The following is an 18807-nucleotide window of genomic DNA, read 5'->3' as shown; positions in this document are numbered from 1 at the left end:
TGTCACTTTGTTACTTTGAAACTTTGCAACTATATTAAGTTATAATATTAAGCATTTTTTGTGTTGCAATAATCGCTGCAACAGTTTGATCCGAGTCTAATCCGCGGGTTTTGAATTCTTTTCCATTGTTTGTCCATGTAATAATGGTTTCACACAACGCATCAGAACTACTTCCCGGCGGGATTCTCACGGCGTAATCAATTAATTTCGGAAGTGTAAGTTTTTTGCTTTTGTAAATCTTTGATAAAGCATTCATAAAAGCATCAAACTGACCGTCTCCTTGAGCATTTTCTTCGATTATTTCTCCGTTTAAATTTAGCGATAAAGTCGTCGACGGGCGCATTCCTTTAGAATGAACCAGCATATAAGAATTGATTGTGATTTTTTCTTCGTAAGTATGACTGTCCAAAACATCTGAAATAATGTATGGAAGATCTTCTTTTGTTACAGTTTCTTTTTTGTCGCCCAATTCGATGATTCTTTGCGTAACCAATTTCAAATCTTCGTTGTTTAATTTTAAACCTAGTTCCTGAAGATTCTTTTCGATATTGGCTTTTCCAGAAGTTTTTCCTAGAGCATATTTTCTTTTTCTTCCAAAACGTTCTGGAAGTAAATCATTAAAATAAAGATTGTTTTTGTTGTCTCCGTCAGCGTGAATTCCAGCTGTTTGTGTAAAAACATTGTCGCCGACAATTGGCTTGTTGGCTGGAATTCTATATCCAGTAAATGTTTCCACTAACTTGCTTACAGAATATAACGAAGTTTCTTTAATGTTGATGCTGACTTCTGGCAGATAATCATTTATAACGGCAACTGTACTTTCTAGAGGCGCATTTCCTGCGCGTTCTCCCATTCCGTTTACCGTTACGTGAAGTCCGTTTATACCGGCTTTGATGGCTTCCATAACATTGGCAACACTTAAGTCGTAATCGTTATGTGCGTGAAAATCGAAATGAATGTTTGGATATTTTGCTCTGATTTCTGAAATAAATTCAAAAGCCAAAGACGGAATCAAAACCCCCAACGTATCAGGAAGTAAAATCCTTTTTATTGGCTGTGTAGATAAGAAATCCAAAAATTGAAAAACATAATCTGGAGAATTTCGCATTCCGTTGCTCCAATCTTCTAGATAAACATTGGTTTCGATATTATTTTCTTTTGCTAAAGCAATAATTTGAGCGATTTCAGAAAAATGCTGTTCAGGCGTTTTTTTCAATTGATGCGTTAAGTGATTCATTGAGCCTTTGGTCAACAAATTCTGCACTTTGGCGCCGGCTTTTTTCATCCAGTCAATTGAAACACCTCCATCAACAAACGTCAGAACTTCGATTCTGTCAATATAGCCGCGTTCTTCAGCCCATGAAGTAATGCCTTTTACAGCTTGAAATTCTCCTTCGCTCACACGCGCCGAAGCAATTTCGATTCTATCAATATTTAATTCCTCCAGCAACAATTGCGCAATGGTTAGTTTTTCTGCAGCAGAAAATGATACTCCTGATGTTTGTTCACCATCACGAAGCGTCGTATCCATTATTTCAATTTTTCTTTTTTCCATTATTATATTGTTAGCTTTTGAATGCTTACTGTTTTATTTTTTTGTAATCAGAATTAAACCAGTTGACCAGCAAATTTTTGTCAATTGGATGTCTTTTCTTTCTTCAAGATTTTGAATCAGAATTTCGACATTTTTGTCATGATTTTGAGGCCAATTTGGTTGAGGAAGCATATCATCAATTAGATAAATTCCACCAGAGTTTAATAAGTTTAATGTTTCGTTTAAAACAACATATTTTCCCGGCCAGGCATCAGCAAAAATCAAATCGAATTTTTCTTCTTTATAATTTAAAATCCATTTTTCAGCATCTTCACAAACAAATGAAACATTTGATTCTTGAAAATACTTTTTTGCAATGTTTTGATATTCTGCAGCATTGTCAATCGAAATCAAATTCGAATTTTCGCTCATTCCTTCAACCATCCATGCAAGTGACAATCCGGTTCCGGTTCCTAATTCTAAAAAACGCCCCTCTTTTTTTGTTGCAACCAATGTTCTAAGAAGACTTCCTGTTTGCAGATCAGAAGGCATTGAAAATGAAATTCTTTCTGAGTCAGTTTTGATCTCTGAATACGATTTTGGCAATTCAATGTTAGTGTCGATCATTTAGAAAGTCGTTAAATTGGTTTTATTCGATAGCAATTCAATCATAAAATTATAAAGCAGTTACCCAGATCAACCTTTAAAGTCGAGCTTGGATAACTGCTTCTTAGTTGGTTGATTGTTAGTACGGAAGTTTATCAGCAAAAGCTTTAATATCTTCCTTCATATCTTGTAAATAATCAATGTCGTCGAAACCATTAATTAAATTGTTCTTTTTGTAACCATTAATAGCAAAAGACTCTTGCTCGCCAGTAGATAACAAAGTAATTGTTTGGTTTGGAAGATTGATTTCTAATTCTGTATTTGGATCAGCTTCGATAGCTTTGAAAATATTAGCTAAAAATTCTGGGCTGATTTGTACTGGCAAAACACCAATATTTAAACAGTTTCCTTTGAAGATATCAGCAAAGAAACTAGAAACTACAGCGCGGAATCCGTAATCGTAAACTGCCCAAGCAGCGTGCTCTCTAGAAGATCCTGAACCGAAGTTTTTTCCTCCAACCAAAATTTTTCCGCTGTAAGTTGGGTTGTTTAAAACGAAATCTGCTTTTGGAGTATCGTCTCCGTTGTATCTCCAGTCTCTAAAAAGGTTGTCTCCAAAACCTTCACGTTTTGTAGCTTTTAAGAAACGAGCTGGAATGATTTGATCTGTATCTACGTTCTCAATTGGCAACGGAACTCCGCTGCTAGTAAGTATATTAAATTTATCGTATGCCATTTTGATTTTTGATTTTAGATTAACGATTTCTGATTTTAGATTTGTTGTCGTGTCTTAAAATCGTAATCGTTAATGTTTTTTGTAAAATGTAAATTGAAATTTTAGAAGATTTTTTAATGAAGCTTATCGAAATCTGAAATCGTTAATCTTCATTCTTAAATCTTTAAAAAAGCTCTCTAGGATCTGTTAGTTTTCCTGTAACCGCTGCAGCTGCTGCCATAATTGGAGAAGCTAAAAGCGTTCTTGAACCAGGACCTTGACGCCCTTCAAAGTTTCTGTTTGAAGTACTTACTGCGTATTTTCCGGCAGGAACTTTATCGTCGTTCATTGCTAAACAAGCAGAACAACCTGGTTGGCGTAATACGAAACCAGCTTCTGTCAAGATATCTAAAATTCCTTCTTCTTTAATCTGAGCTTCAACAACGTGAGAACCTGGAACTAACCAAGCCGTAACATTATCTGCTTTTTTTCTTCCTTTTACAATTTCAGCGAAAGCTCTAAAATCTTCAATACGTCCGTTTGTACAGCTTCCTAAGAAAACGTAGTCAATTTGTTTTCCAATCATTACGTCGTCTTCGTTGAAGCCCATATAAGCCAAAGACTTTTTGTAAGTTTCCTCACCACCTTCAACTTCTTTGGCATTCGGAATATGTTTTGTGATACCAATTCCCATTCCTGGGTTTGTACCATAAGTAATCATTGGTTCGATGTCTTCCGCTTTGATGTTTAATTCAGCATCAAAAACAGCGTCAGCATCCGTTTTTAAAGTTTTCCAGTATTCAACAGCTTTTGTCCAAGCTTCTCCTTTTGGAGCGTAAAGTCTTCCTTCTAAGAAATCGAAAGTAGTTTGGTCAGGAGCAATCATTCCTCCACGAGCCCCCATTTCGATACTTAAGTTACAAACTGTCATACGGCCTTCCATAGTCATGTTTTCAAAAACATCACCAGCATATTCAACAAAATAACCTGTACCTCCAGAAGTAGTCAATTGCGCAATAATATAAAGTGCAACGTCTTTTGGACCAACACCTTTGCTTAATTGACCGTTTACGTTGATACGCATTTTCTTTGGTTTAGGTTGCATGATACATTGTGTAGAAAGCACCATTTCAACCTCAGAGGTTCCGATACCAAAAGCAATAGCTCCAAAAGCACCGTGAGTAGACGTATGCGAATCTCCGCATACAATAGTAGCACCTGGCAAAGTAATTCCGTTTTCAGGACCAACTACGTGTACAATACCATTTTTTTGGTGACCTAATCCCCAGTGCGAAATTCCGTATTCAGTAGCATTGTCTTCAAGAGCCTTAAGCTGATTAGCAGAAAGTGGATCCTGAACTGGTAAATGTTGGTTTATGGTTGGTGTATTGTGGTCGGCAGTTGCAAAAGTACGTTCCGGATATAATACGTTAACGCCTCTTGATTTTAATCCTAAAAAAGCAACAGGACTCGTAACTTCATGAATGAAATGGCGGTCAATAAAAAACACATCTGGCCCATCTTCAATTTTACGCACTACATGTGAATCCCATACTTTGTCAAATAATGTCTTACTCATTTTTTATTTTTTTTAATTGTAATTTCTATAACCACAGCAATTTCCTGTTCATTATAATAGCAAAACAAAAGTAAAAAAAGATAAAAAAGCGTCAATTTCGATATTTCATTTTATACGATACCCAAACTAATTTACAAATTGTGAAACCACTTTTGTAAACTAAAATTTGAAAGAAAAATGATTAAGAAACTGATTTGCTTTTTCTTTTTCGGCTTTAATTTTCCTTGGTTGTTTTTTGTTTTAATAGTTTGCAAATTTACCTCATAATCACTATAAAATATAAGAATTCAATTAAAAAAATCTAACAAATTATACAAAAATAGTAATAATTGTTAGTTTTGAATTAGGATTAAAAAGGATTCTCTTTTAGTTTTTTGAGCCTTTTAAAGGACTTTTTTTGCCATTATTTAGATTCAATAAGGAGGCAAAATACTACGACATCCAAGAACTGTATTTTTATCAAATTTTATGATTTTTAAGAGAAAAACTGACGAATAAATAAGAATGTCATTTTAAGAAATTTCCATTTTCTTTCTCCAAAAAAAGCGTAAATTTGAACTTCTTCCGATTTTTCATTTCGCATTTTGTTATGTTTCATGTTGTCAATGTTTTGCAACATGTAAGATTTGGAATTTGGACTTTTAAAATTTGACTTTTACAACTCTATGTATTTAATATTTGATACCGAAACAACCGGATTACCAAAACGCTGGGATGCCCCGATTACTGACTCAGATAACTGGCCTCGCTGCATACAAATCGCTTGGCAGCTTCATGACGAAATGGGACAGCTTGTTGAACATCAGGATTATTTGGTAAAACCAGAAGGATTTAATATTCCGTACGATGCTGAGCGTATTCACGGAATTTCGACTGAATTGGCGGAAGCCGATGGAATCACGCTGGCGGAAGTTTTAGAGAAATTTAATATCGCTTTAAGCAAAACCAAATATATTGTTGGTCAGAATTTAGGTTTCGACGTTAATATTATGGGGGCCGAGTTTTATAGAATGGGAGTGGATTCTCAAATGAGTTCAATGCCCGTTTTGGATACTTGTACTGAAGTTACGGCTTCATTATTACAACTTCCCGGAGGTCGTGGAGGAAAATTCAAACTTCCAACTTTGACCGAATTACACAGTTATCTTTTTGATCAGCCTTTCGCGGAAGCGCACAACGCAACTGCCGACGTTGAGGCAACTACGCGTTGTTTTCTTGAATTGGTTAGAAGAGAGGTATTTACCAAAGAAGAATTAGATGTTCCAAAGGAATATTTCAAAGATTTTCAGGAAAGAAATCCAGAGCCTTTTAAGTTAATTGGTCTAAAACACATCAACTTAAAAGCGGCTTCTGACAAAATTAGAGAACAGCTTAAAGCTTTAGCTGGAGAAGGAAAAGAGACAGTTGTTTCAGAAGAAGATAAAGCCGATTTTAAAGCAGCAAAATTTGCGCATTTACACAATCATACGCAGTTTTCGGTTCTTCAATCGACTATCGGAATTGGAAATATTGTGGCAGCTGCAGCCAAAAATGGAATGCCGGCCGTTGCCATGACCGATACTGGAAACATGATGGGAGCTTTTCATTTTGTGAGTGCCGTTATGAACCATAACAAAGCTGCGTCCGGAAAAAATAAAGCTTTAGTTGAAGCTGGTGAAGAGCCAACTGAAACCGAAGTAAAACCAATTGTAGGTTGCGAATTTAATATCTGCGAAAATCACTTAGATAAAAGCAAAAAAGACAATGGTTATCAGGTTGTTTTGATGGCTAAAAATAAAGCGGGTTATCATAACTTGGCCAAAATGGCTTCAATTGCCTACACAGACGGTTTTTATTATGTTCCAAGAATTGACCGTGCTATTGTGGAGCAATACAAAGGCGACATCATGGTTTTGTCTGGAAATTTATATGGAGAAATTCCGAGTAAAATCTTGAATATTGGTGAAAACCAAGCCGAAGAAGCTTTGATTTGGTGGAAAGAACAATTTGGCGAAGATTTCTACTTAGAAGTCATGCGCCACAATCAGGAAGATGAAAATCGTGTGAACAAAACTCTGATTGAATTTTCGCAAAAACACAATGTCAAATTAATTGCGACCAACAATACTTATTATTTAAATAAAGAAGATGCCAATGCGCACGATATTTTGCTTTGTGTAAAAGACGGTGAAAAGCAGGCGACACCTATTGGACGTGGGCGAGGTTACCGTTACGGACTTCCAAATCAGGAATATTACTTCAAGTCGCAAGACGAGATGAAAAAACTCTTTGCCGATTTGCCCGAAGCGATTATCAACATTCAGGAAATTATTGATAAGGTGGAAGGATATTCTTTGTATCGTGATGTCTTGCTTCCGAAATTCGAAATTCCAGACGAATTTATGGTTCCCGAAGATGAAGAAGACGGTGGTGTACGTGGAGAAAATAAATACTTGCGACACCTTACGATGGAAGGTGCCAAAAGAAGATATGGCGAAATTACCGAATCGATTCAGGAACGTTTGGATTTTGAATTAATGACGATTTCGAATTCGGGTTATCCTGGGTATTTCTTGATTGTACAGGATTTCATCGCTGAGGCAAGAAAAATGGACGTATCGGTAGGTCCTGGACGTGGTTCTGCAGCGGGTTCTGCAGTTGCATACTGTCTCGGAATTACCAATATCGACCCTATTAAATACGACTTGCTTTTTGAGCGTTTCCTAAATCCGGACCGTGTATCGATGCCCGATATTGATATCGACTTTGATGATGAGGGTCGTGGACGTGTAATGGAATACGTAATCAATAAATACGGCCAAAAACAGGTGGCGCAGATTATCACTTATGGTAAAATGGCAACCAAATCGGCGATTCGTGATACGGCTCGTGTACTGGATTTACCATTGTTTGAAGCCGATAGAATTGCGAAACTGATTCCGGGAATGATGCCGTCCAAATGGAATTTGGCGCGTTTTATTTCGGAAAGTGAAGAAGAAGTCAAAAAAGCGCTTCGTTCTGATGAATTTGATAATGTAAAAGAATTAATCGCGATTGCCAATGAAGATGATTTGGCAGGAGAAACCATTCAGCAGGCAAAAATCCTTGAAGGATCGATGCGTAACACTGGAATTCACGCTTGTGGGGTTATCATTACGCCGTCGGATATTACGAATTACGTTCCTGTAACAACTGCAAAAGATTCGGATTTATATGTAACACAGTTCGATAACTCGGTTGCAGAAAGTGCCGGATTGCTGAAAATGGACTTCTTGGGTCTGAAGACCCTTACACTGATAAAAGATACCGTAAAACTCGTAAAATATAGAACAGGAATTGAACTCGATCCTGATACTTTCCCGATTGATGATGAAGAAACGTATGCGCTTTTCCAAAGAGGTGAAACCGTTGGAATCTTCCAATATGAGTCGCCTGGGATGCAGAAATACATGAAAGATCTGAAGCCAACGGTTTTTGGAGATTTAATTGCCATGAATGCATTATATCGTCCGGGACCTTTGGAGTATATTCCGTCTTTCGTTCGAAGAAAAAACGGTGACGAGGAAATCAAATACGATTTAGATGCCTGTGCCGAATATTTATCTGAAACCTACGGAATTACAGTTTACCAAGAGCAGGTAATGCTTTTGTCTCAGTCTTTGGCAGGATTTACAAAGGGTGAGGCCGACGTCTTGCGTAAAGCGATGGGTAAGAAACAAAAAGACGTACTAGATAAAATGAAGCCTAAGTTTGTGGAGCAAGCAGCAGCGAAAGGTCACGATGCTAAAGTGCTGGAGAAAATCTGGAAAGACTGGGAAGCCTTTGCGAGTTACGCCTTCAACAAATCGCACTCGACTTGTTATGCTTGGATTGCGTACCAAACAGCTTATTTGAAAGCGCATTATCCTGCTGAATATATGGCAGCGGTACTTTCGAATAACATGAACGATATCAAACAAGTTTCGTTCTTTATGGAAGAATGCAAACGTATGGGATTGCAAGTACTTGGGCCAGACGTAAACGAATCGTACTATAAATTTACTGTAAACGATGATTATGCAGTTCGTTTCGGAATGGGAGCAATCAAGGGAGTTGGGGCAGGAGCTGTTGAAACCATTGTAGAAAACAGAAAAGACGGAAGATATAAATCAATTTTTGATTTGGCTAAGCGAATTGATCTTCGTGCAGCTAATAAAAAAGCGATTGAGAATTTAGCATTGGCTGGAGGTTTTGATTCATTTGAAGGAACGACCAGAGCACAATATTTCCACGACGATGGAGACGGAATCACATTCTACGAAAAAGCGATGCGTTACGGATCGAAATTTCAGGAAAATGAAAACTCGTCGCAGGTAAGTTTGTTTGGAGAAACCAGTGAAGTGCAAATTGCTGAACCAGTTGTACCACCATGCGAAGATTGGAGTACAATGGAAAAACTGGCCAAAGAAAAAGAAGTTGTCGGAATCTATATTTCTGGGCATCCGCTAGATGATTTTAGATTTGAGATGAAATATTTCTGCAATTCACGACTGGAAGCTTTAAAAAACATGAATGAATATGTAGGCAAAAATCTAATGTTTGCTGGAATTATCAATAACGTGCAACATCGTGTGGCCAAAAACGGAAAAGGCTGGGCTGCATTCAATCTAGAAGGTTATGATGAAAGTTACGAGTTTAAGATTTTTGGCGAAGAATATTTGAAATTCCGCCATTTCTTGATTCAGAATAATTTTGCTTACATGAAAATTTTGATAAAAGATGGATGGGTAAATCATGATACAGGAAAGAAAACAGAGCCAAGAATGCAGTTTGTCGAGGTTAGACAACTACAGGATATTTTAGAAGCATTTGCTAAAAAACTTATTTTGCTATTAAATATTAAAGATCTCGAAGCTGAATTCATTCATAAATTAAGTCACTTGTTTAATGAAAATAAGGGTGATAATACTGTGAGTTTTGAGATTATGGAGATTGAAAATATAAAGCGTTTTGTAGAAGTCGAAACAACAAGTGAGTTTGATGGTGAGGATGCTGTCTTTGAAGACGAAAATGATGATAATGAAACGGTTTCAGGAGAAGCTAAAATGAAAGAAATGAAAGAGATCGAAGAGGTAAATGTTGTAACCAAATTAAGCATGCCAAGTCGACGCCTTAAAGTGAAGATTTCAGCGGAATTATTGCAACAATTAGAAAAAATGCAGATTAATTTTAAGCTGAATTAGATTTTAACAGTTAAAATTTAATAGAATGTAAAATTTTAATGTTAAAAATATGCACGCATAATACTTTTTTAGTAATATTGCCCGAAATTACAACGATTTCGTTCCAAGTCTAACAATACAGACTAAAAGATTATGTTAAAATACTCTAAGTTTGTATAAATTAATTAAATCAGAATTATGAAAAAGAACCTATTTTTATTAGGATTATTAGTTTGCTCTATGGCTACAATGGCGCAGACACAAAATGCAGACAAGCCAGAAAGCTGGTACTTTAAATTAGGAGGATCTTATTTTAACCAAACAGCTTCTACTGAGTTTCCAGAAGTTGGAGGCCAGGCACCTAACAGAGATGTTTATTCAGGGACTTTGACAAATAATAAATTAGTTTCAAGAGAGAGTATAACTGGGTCTTTTGGACAAGGTTTTAGAAGTGGAATTACTGCAGGTTACCGTTTTTCTACACGTTTAGGAGTGGAGATGTCAGCTAACTATTACATCAGTAATAGCAAAACTATGGCGCAAACTACAGATAGACTTTATTCATATAACCCAACGACAACTGTTGCAACTTACCTTAGTTTTGAAGCTGAAGGCCAAATTAAAGCTTTTGATATTGCGCCAGCAATCGTAATGTTTTTAGGTGAAGCTCATGGTTTTGAGCCTTACACTAAAGTTGGAGTTATTGTTCCAATTCACGGAACATTAGACATTAAGACGGATAGAGAATTTGTTTCTTATGTAGGGAATAATGTTGTAAGTACTTCTAATGTTTATTCTAAAGATGTTGTGAAACCAAACCCAACTATTGGATTTATGGCTGCTTTAGGTACATCTTATAAATTAGGTAAGCATATTTCTGCTTTTGCTGAATTAGAATACCGTAACTTTACAGTACATGGAAAATCTAAAGAAACTACTGAATATACAGTAAACGGACAAGATGCTTTATCAACAAGAAATACGTCACAAATTTATACTAATTACCATAAAACATTAGATTCAAACTCTAATAATGTTTTATTCAATCCTAATACAGCTACTGCTGATACAACCGATACAACAAGACCAAACGAAAAAATGGATGAATTAAGTTCTTACGTTGGTATTTCTGGTTTAGGATTAACTGTAGGATTGAAATATAGCCTATAATTATTTTATACCGTTTTATAGTTTTTTGAAGAAAGGATATTCGTTATGAATATCCTTTTTTTTGTGCTTTGTTGTCATTTCGACTGACAGGAGAAATACACTAGTAATTCCGCAACGATTATCGCCACTCTTTGTCGATCTCCTATTATGATTTCTCCTTTCAGTCGAAATTGACAAAAGAACAATTTTATTATTCATTCAAACTTCTAAACTCTTTTAAAACTTGATCAATAACCCAAGTTGTTCTTGAGCCAGAAACGCCTTTTGATGGAGAAGCTCCTTCATTCCCTAAAAGTTCAGCAATAACTGTTTCAATAAAAGGTTGCTGAATATGCAGCGGATTTTCAATTAAAATACTTTCTTTTTCGCTATTGGTGTATTGAATGTGAATTGGGTCATTCCCAAAAGTAGAGAACGAAATTTTTCCTTTATCGCCAACAATTTCGGTATTGTCGTAGCGCTCGAAACTTGCAAAATTCCAAATTCCTGAACCGTGAATTCCGTTTTCGAATAAAAACGACATTGAAACAGCATCTTCGGCAGGATAAGCCATTAATTGAGAACTTGCATGCCCGCGAACTGATTTTATTGGACCTAAAACAAAATCTAGGAAATCTAAAGTATGGCAAGCCAAATCGACAAAAATTCCACCTCCAGAAATATGCGGTAAAACCGTCCAAGGAAGATTGATTTCGTCATCATAACGTGCTTCAAAAGGATGATATAAAACGCAGTTTACATGTCTGATGTTTCCTAATTTCCCTTCATCTATTATTTCTTTGATTTTTAAAAAACGTGGTAATGCTCTTCTATAATAAGCAACAAATAACGGCACATTATGTTCTTTGCAAGCACTAATCATTTCGTTGCATTCTTCAAAAGTCAGAGCCATTGGTTTTTCGACATAAACTGGCTTTCCAGCTTTGGCACATAAAATAGTATATTCTTTATGAGAAGATGGTGGAGTGGCAATATAAACGGCATCAACTTCTGGATCATTTATTAAATCTTCAGCATTCGAATACCATTTCGGAACGTTATGGCGTTTGGCGTAATCTTCAGCTAGAGCTGCATCTCTTCTCATAACGGCCACCAAAGCAGAATTTGGAGCCTTTTGAAAAGCAGGTCCGCTTTTAACTTCGGTTACATTCCCACAGCCAATAATTCCCCATTTTATAATTTTCATTGTGTAAGTTTTAAGTTTTTCAAATTTAAAAGAAAATTAGCCACGAATTCACGAATTATTTTTTCCCGCAGATTTAGCAGATTCTACAGATTTTTACACATAGCATCAGCTTAATCTGCAAAATCTGCGAGAGGTACTAAAAAATAAAGCCACAAATTCACAAAATAAATTCGTGAATTCGTGGCTAAAAAAAATCAGTTTAAAGTCTTACTTCTTAGGCAAAGCTTTAAAACCCATATTATAAAGTGTAAAAGCTTGGATATCTACATTTTCCTGAATCGTAGCGGCAACAGATTTTCCTGCACCGTGACCTGCTTTAACATCAATTCTAATTAAAACTGGATTGTCTCCTGCTTGTTTTTCCTGTAATTCAGAAGCAAATTTGAAACTATGCGCCGGAACCACACGGTCATCATGATCTCCAGTTGTTACCATTGTTGCAGGATAATTTGTTCCTTTTTTGACATTATGAACAGGAGAATATCCTTTTAAATATTCAAACATTTCTTTATTGTCCTGAGCAGTTCCGTAGTCAAAAGCCCAACCTGCACCCGCGGTAAAAGCGTTGTAACGAAGCATGTCCATAACTCCAACAGCTGGTAATGCTACTTTCATCAAGTCAGGACGTTGCGTCATAGTTGCACCAACCAATAAACCTCCGTTAGATCCTCCGCGAATAGCTAAATAATCTGATGAGGTATATTTTTGTGCAATTAAATATTCTGCAGCTGCAATAAAATCATCAAATACATTTTGTTTTTGCTGTTTTGTTCCTGCATCGTGCCATTTTTTTCCGTATTCACCGCCACCTCTTAAGTTGGCAACAGCGTAAACTCCTCCGTTTTCCATCCAAACAGCATTGGCAATGCTAAAACTTGGTGTCAAACTAATATTGAATCCACCGTAACCGTAAAGAATTGTCGGGTTTTTGCCGTCTAATTTTGTTCCTTTTTTATACGTAATAATCATCGGAACTTTTGTGCCATCTTTTGAAGTATAGAAAACTTGTTTTGATTCGTAATCTTCACTTTTGAAATCTACTTTTGGTTTTTGGTAAATTTCAGACTTTCCAGATTTTGGTTCAAATGAGTAAATACTGGTTGGCGTTGTATAATTAGTAAAACTGTAATACAACATTTTTTCATTCTTTTTTCCACCAAATCCGCCAGCAGTTCCAATTGCAGGAAGTTTGATTTCACGAACTAATTTTCCGTTGTAATCATATTGCTGTACAAACGAAACAGCATCTTTTGTATAATTAGCAAAGAAGTATCCTGCTCCTGTTGAAGGCGATAAAATATCCTGAGTTTCTTTGATAAAGTCTTTCCAGTTTTCTGGTTTCGGATTTACGGCATCAACCGTTACAACACGTTTGTTGGGAGCATTAAAATCGGTTTCGATGAACAATTTGCTTCCTTCGTTTGCTATGATAACGCTGTCGCTATTAAAGTTGTCAACAATCGTAACAATTGGACTGTTTGGTTTAGTCAAATCTTTAATATACAATTCGTTTCCATAAGTCGAATTCGCGGCCGTAATTACCAAATAACAATTGTCTTCGGTCACATAACCTCCTACATATCTTCTTTTTTGATCGGCACCAAAAATCACTTTGTCGTCTTTTTGAGAAGTACCTAATTTGTGGAAATATAATTTGTGCTGATCAGTTTTTGCTGAAAGTTCGCTTCCTTTTGGTTTGTCATAACTTGAGTAGTAGAAACCTTCATTTCCGTGCCAAGAAATACCGCTGAACTTTACATCCACTAAAGTGTCTTCCAAAACTTTTTTAGAAACAGCATCAATGATAATTACTTTTCTCCAGTCGCTTCCGCCTTCAGAAATTGCATACGCTGCTTTGTTTCCGTCTTCAGAAAAATCAAGTCCGCCAAGAGAAGTTGTTCCGTCTTTAGAGAAAGTATTTGGGTCTAAGAAAACTTCTTCTTTTCCATTTTGATCTTTTCTATAAATAACAGATTGGTTTTGAAGTCCGTTGTTTTTAGAATAATAAGTAAATTTTCCTTCTTTAGATGGCGCTCCGATTTTTTCGTAGTTCCAAAGTTTTTCCATACGAGTTTTAAGCTCATTTCTAAACGGAATTTTATCTAAATATCCATAAGTAACTTCATTTTGAGCTTTAACCCAAGCCCCAGTCTCAGCCGATTTGTCGTCTTCAAGCCAACGGTAAGGATCGTTTACTTTAGTGTCAAAATATACATCGACAGTTTCGCCTTTTTTGGTTTGCGGATATTGGATTTTATTTTGTCCAAATGAAATTCCAGCTGTTGTAATCGCCATTAGTAGAAATGTTTTTTTCATATTTAAGTTTGTCGGTTTTAACAAAAATAGCATTTTTTGTGTCATTGCTGAATTTTTAACCGCAAAGTACGCAAGAGTTTATGCAAATCACTCAATATTAATCTCGCAAAGTCGCGAAGTCGCAAAGAAATTTTAAAACTTTGCGCCTCTGCGTCTTTGCGAGATTTTTTACCACTAAGCTAAAATAAAAACTTTGCTCCCGATAGCTATCGGGATTACGTAACACTTAGCGTCTTTGCGGTTAAATAAAAATTATAAATTGAAATTAACTCCTAAAACGATGTTTCTTCCAATGTTTGGAATACCGTCTGTTTTTAATCTTGAAAGGTGCGCAATGTATTTTTTATCAAATAAATTGTTTCCGTTCAGGTTAACGTCAAAAGCAGTTTTTCCAAGTTTTACCGTTCCTCCAAAACCTAAATTCACCAAAGTATAACCTTTAGAAGCCGTTTCAAATCCGCTGACATTATCTTGACTGAAAGTCGAAGAAACATTCAATGAAGCAAACCCTTCACTTAGCCAGTTTTTGATATTGAATTCTGTTCTAAGTGTGTTGTTCCAATTGTTGGCTGGAATCAAAGGCAAATAATCATCATTGTCTTTTTTGCCTGTTACGGTTTCAAAACTAGTTTCAAAATGCAACCAATCCAAAGGATGTGGGTGAATATGCAAGCCCGCTTCACCTCCAAATAATTTCGCATTGTCCTGAACATAAGCAAAAACATCATTGTTGTCTAAGGTCTCTCCCGTTGGCGAAGTGTAGATATAATTGTTCACATGATTGTAGAATCCATTGATGAAAAACTCGAAATGTGTGTTTTTGTACTCTAAATTAACATCCGTCTGAACGTTTTGTTCAGTTTTTAAATTTGCGTTTCCAATTTCATATCGGTTTGTTCCTTCATGAACGCCGTTTGAAGTCAACTCGGCTAAATTTGGTGCTCTAAATCCTGATGCAACATTTAAGCGAAGTGTCAATGGTTCAGCCAATTTCGTTTTGTATCCCAAAGATGCATTGAAGCTGTCAAAAGAGCGGTCTAAAGCTTGAAAATAGCCTTCTTCGCCTTCGGTTCCGTGAGCAATAGAAGTAATATTTCGGTTGTCAAAACGCAATCCGGCTTGTAAAACGCTGTTGTTCCATTCGTAATTTGCAGTTCCAAAAACCCCAAAATCGTTGGTTGTTGCATCCGGAATCAAATATTCTTCACCCGAATTTTTATTCGTTTGATGCATTCCTTGAACGCCTAAAATAGTTTCAATTTTTCCAAATTTTGGGAAATGGTATTTTGCGTTGTAATTGAAAGTATTCAATTTCATGTGAAGAGAAGCTTCGTTGCTGTCTTCAAATTCGCTTCGGTCATTTGCAATATAACCTAAATCAACATCCAGTTTTGAGTTTTCAAAAAAGACAACATTGTTTAAACTCAATAAATGATTGAAAATACCCTGTCTAGGAAATTCAGTGTCTTTGCTTGACGATTGTTCAGCAATTCCTTCTTCCGGAATTCCAATATCCAATTTATTGTAATTGTATCTTAAAACACTTGAAAAAGTTGAATTGCTGTACCCAATTCCGGTTTTAAAATCGGTTTCATTATAACGTGAATTAGTCACGCGATCACCACCAGAAATCTTATAATCTGAATGTGTATTGTAGCTTCCTCTTGCTAAAAATTTCCAGTTATCGGTAGAAGTTTTTAACCCAATTGATGAATTGCTTCCTTGCGTATTCGTGAAATATTTTTGACTGAAATTAGCTTTGAAATCGCCAGCATCAGCAAATTTTTCTGGATTAAAGTATAAAACACCACCAAGTGCATCAGAGCCATATAATAAGGAAGCTGGTCCTTTGATAACTTCAACGCTTTCAATTCCGGCATCATTTAAGCCTAATCCGTGTTCGTCTCCAAACTGTTGATTTTCGATACGAACGCCTTGTGAATAAACCAAAACACGATTACCGCTAAGTCCGCGAATAACTGGTTTTCCAATCGAAGTTCCTGTTGAAATTTGCGCAACTCCAGGAATCGTCGCCAAACCTTCAATCAAAGTAGATGTTCCTTTTTGTTGTAATGTTTTGATGCTTTCGTGTTCAATTTTCATTACGTTTTGCGATTGCAGTTTGTTGAACGGAGTCGAAACGACAACTTCGTCCATTTCCATAATAGATTCTACAAGTGTAATGTCTAAAGTGTTTTGCTTTAGTAATTTGGCAATAGTTTGATTTTGATTAGCGTAACCAACAAAATTGAAAGAAAGACGTAAACTTCCGCTCGGAAGATTATTCAATTCATATTTTCCGTTTACATCTGTTGTCGTTCCTTTATGTAGTTCGGGTGCATATACAGAAACGCCTGGCATTGGCTGATTTTGATTATCGGTAACAATTCCTGAAACCGAATTTTGAGCAGAAAGTATGCTCGAGAAACCCAAAATTAGGGCTAATATTAGTTTTTTCATTTGAAAATGATGCTATAGTTATTTGATTTTTTCCTTTTAAATAAAAAACCAAAAGCAACAGTAAAGCATTCTGATTCTGATTATTTAAACAGAATTAGAAAACTCAATGCAATTTGAATTTTAAATTAAAAGAATGAGGTTTTTTCGAACAATCGAAATCTAAGAAACTATAGCAACTGGAGGTCCCCGAAGTAAATAAGCGTTTTCTGAAATCGAACTGATATTTTCTGAAAACGAAAAGAAATACGGAATTTCTTTATGAAAAACTTGAATTTGAAAAGCAAAAGTTTCGGTAATCGTATAACTTCCAAAAGCAAAATTACAAACATAACATAAGTCGTAATTATGATGCTGGTGCGTTATTTCACCACTTGGATCATTGTAAGCGTGATGACATTGCTTTTCTGAAAGCTGCTTTACAATATGCTCAAAACTGTGTATGGACTGAAACAATATTGTGAACAATATTGTCAGCGTCATGGAAACACTTAATATGAGCTGCTTTCTTTTCATGCAAGGCAAAGGTATAAAAGCGGAATGAAAAAATGGGGCATTTTTTAGTTTCTGTCGCAGATTTATTGAAAAAAGTGCAACAAATGTGTTTATTCGTGCTGAAAAAGAGAATAATTGTTTTCAAATCTCATCTTCAAGTGGCATTATATTATATTTGTATGTGAAATAAATTTACAGCAAAAAACGTTTAAACTTGAAAACCTCCTTAAAACCAAAATTCGATATGCGATTATTTTTTACTTGTTTGTTTTTTGTTTCGTTCTTTAACGTTTTTGCGCAAGAAGAAGTGAAGCCAGAAATTAAGCCCGTAATCAAAATTGATTCGTTGTATCGCGAGGATCAGTTTTATTTTTCTGTGACGTATAATCTTTTGGTTAATACGCCTGAAAAATTGAAACAGGATAAGTTTTCTGCAGGACTTTCAGCAGGTTTTTTGCGCGATATGCCAATTAACAAAAAGAGAACGGTTGCCATTGCTGCTGGATTAGGACTGACGTATCAAAACTTTTACCAAAATTTCACCATTTCTGAAGATATAAAAGGAGCTCCAATTTACGGTGTAAATGATTATGATGAATTTGTTTCAAACCGATTCAGACAATATTCTGTTGATCTGCCGATAGAATTCAGATGGAGAAATTCGACTTATGAAAGCACTAAGTTTTGGAGGATTTACGGAGGTGTGAAAATGAGTTATATTTTTTCCAGCAAATCGATATTAAACGATGGAGAGAATACCTATAAAATAACCAATAATCCTGATGTCAATACTTTTCAATACGGGGTTTATCTTGCGACAGGATATAATACTTGGAATGTTTATGCTTATTATGGTTTAAATCCGCTTTTTGATTCGGTTTCTACACTTTCTGCTGAAAAAGTAAAAATGAGAGCTATGAATATCGGAATCATTTTCTATATTTTATAGCCATAAGAATACAAAAAGTATTTGTGGCAATACACCAATAAACAGTCCAATAAGTATTTCTTTAGGAGTATGCGCTTGCATTTCAAGTCGAGACGAAGCAACAATTCCAGTAAGTAAAATTAAAAGTGCCGGCCAATACGGATTTTGCATTTGCAAATGCATATTCAAACCAATTACAAAAATGGCAAAACCACTAATTGCAGCTACATGAAGACTTGCTTTAATCTTGAATAAAGAGCAGACCAAAGCTAATATTGTTGTGAATAATGCGCCGAGAAAAAAGAAATGCAGTTCAGGATAACGTGTCACTATTATACTTCGTTTTACCAATAATATGTACAAAAAGCATTGCAAGATCAGCGGAATTTTTCGTTGTGAAGTTTCATGAACCATGATGGAAGTAACATGCCCTGTTGATTTTAACAGTAAGAAAAACAAAATCGGAACCAAAACAGTAATAATCAGAATTTGAAATAAAACAAAATACTTTTCCTGATTGGTAAAGGCATCTTCTTTGCAAAAAAGATAAAATAAAGTAGCATACATCGAAATAAAAATCGGATGTAATATATAAGAGAATAAAGGCAATATTTTTTTCAAAACGCGGTTATTTTGTGGTG

General features: G+C 35.7%; 13 protein-coding genes. 3 read left to right on the top strand and 10 right to left on the bottom strand.

Annotated features, from left to right (window positions below):
• Nucleotides 1-34: 34 nt before the first annotated feature.
• From H600_RS0101100 to H600_RS23215, 5 genes are all read right to left on the bottom strand, one after another.
• On the bottom strand, nt 35-1555 hold the full coding sequence (locus tag H600_RS0101100; protein ID WP_026727054.1) for an alpha-isopropylmalate synthase regulatory domain-containing protein: 1521 nt from the start codon (nt 1553-1555) through the stop codon (nt 35-37).
• Nucleotides 1556-1588: 33 nt separating this feature from the next.
• Nucleotides 1589-2161 carry an O-methyltransferase gene (locus tag H600_RS0101095; protein WP_026727053.1) on the bottom strand — a complete coding sequence of 191 codons (573 nt, stop codon included), beginning with the start codon at nt 2159-2161 and terminating at the stop codon, nt 1589-1591.
• A gap of 118 nt (nt 2162-2279) precedes the next feature.
• Entirely contained in the window at nt 2280-2876 is a 597-nt protein-coding gene (leuD, locus tag H600_RS0101090; RefSeq protein ID WP_026727052.1) for a 3-isopropylmalate dehydratase small subunit, read from the bottom strand.
• A 163-nt stretch (nt 2877-3039) separates the two neighbouring features.
• A complete protein-coding gene (gene leuC, locus H600_RS0101085; RefSeq protein WP_026727051.1) occupies nt 3040-4434 on the bottom strand; it encodes a 3-isopropylmalate dehydratase large subunit in 1395 nt (464 codons plus the stop codon).
• Nucleotides 4435-4909: 475 nt separating this feature from the next.
• A complete protein-coding gene (locus H600_RS23215; protein ID WP_280648011.1) occupies nt 4910-5032 on the bottom strand; it encodes a hypothetical protein in 123 nt (40 codons plus the stop codon).
• A gap of 67 nt (nt 5033-5099) precedes the next feature.
• On the opposite strand from H600_RS23215, the gene dnaE reads away from it, so the two are divergent.
• Both dnaE and H600_RS0101070 read left to right on the top strand, forming a co-directional pair.
• Nucleotides 5100-9635 (top strand): DNA polymerase III subunit alpha, encoded by a 4536-nt coding sequence (gene dnaE / locus H600_RS0101075; protein WP_026727050.1) that lies wholly within the window; start codon nt 5100-5102, stop codon nt 9633-9635.
• Between the two features lie 177 nt (nt 9636-9812).
• Nucleotides 9813-10784, top strand: coding sequence for an outer membrane beta-barrel protein (locus tag H600_RS0101070; RefSeq protein WP_026727049.1), 972 nt, complete (start codon nt 9813-9815; stop codon nt 10782-10784).
• A gap of 190 nt (nt 10785-10974) precedes the next feature.
• On the opposite strand, the gene H600_RS0101060 is transcribed toward H600_RS0101070, so the two are convergent.
• From H600_RS0101060 to H600_RS0101045, 4 genes are all read right to left on the bottom strand, one after another.
• Nucleotides 10975-11970: a Gfo/Idh/MocA family protein gene (locus tag H600_RS0101060; RefSeq protein ID WP_026727047.1), complete on the bottom strand. Its 996-nt coding sequence runs from the start codon at nt 11968-11970 to the stop codon at nt 10975-10977.
• A 207-nt stretch (nt 11971-12177) separates the two neighbouring features.
• The gene (locus tag H600_RS0101055) at nt 12178-14286 is read right to left on the bottom strand and encodes a prolyl oligopeptidase family serine peptidase (RefSeq protein WP_026727046.1); all 2109 of its coding nucleotides are present in this window, start codon (nt 14284-14286) and stop codon (nt 12178-12180) included.
• Nucleotides 14287-14538: 252 nt separating this feature from the next.
• A complete protein-coding gene (locus H600_RS0101050) occupies nt 14539-16746 on the bottom strand; it encodes a TonB-dependent receptor (protein WP_026727045.1) in 2208 nt (735 codons plus the stop codon).
• A 159-nt stretch (nt 16747-16905) separates the two neighbouring features.
• Nucleotides 16906-17226 (bottom strand): hypothetical protein, encoded by a 321-nt coding sequence (locus tag H600_RS0101045; protein WP_245176526.1) that lies wholly within the window; start codon nt 17224-17226, stop codon nt 16906-16908.
• A 256-nt stretch (nt 17227-17482) separates the two neighbouring features.
• Between H600_RS0101045 and H600_RS0101040 the strand changes: the two genes are divergently transcribed.
• Entirely contained in the window at nt 17483-18187 is a 705-nt protein-coding gene (locus tag H600_RS0101040) for a porin family protein (RefSeq protein ID WP_026727043.1), read from the top strand.
• On the opposite strand, the gene H600_RS0101035 is transcribed toward H600_RS0101040, so the two are convergent.
• Nucleotides 18182-18787, bottom strand: a complete 606-nt coding sequence (locus H600_RS0101035; protein WP_026727042.1) for a hypothetical protein — start codon at nt 18785-18787, stop codon at nt 18182-18184. The genes H600_RS0101040 and H600_RS0101035 overlap by 6 nt on opposite strands.
• Nucleotides 18788-18807: the final 20 nt, after the last annotated feature.

Origin of the sequence: Flavobacterium denitrificans DSM 15936, assembly GCF_000425445.1 — a bacterium.
In the GTDB taxonomy this organism is placed as follows: Bacteria; Bacteroidota; Bacteroidia; order Flavobacteriales; family Flavobacteriaceae; genus Flavobacterium; species Flavobacterium denitrificans.
This window is presented reverse-complemented; position numbering and strand designations above follow the sequence as displayed.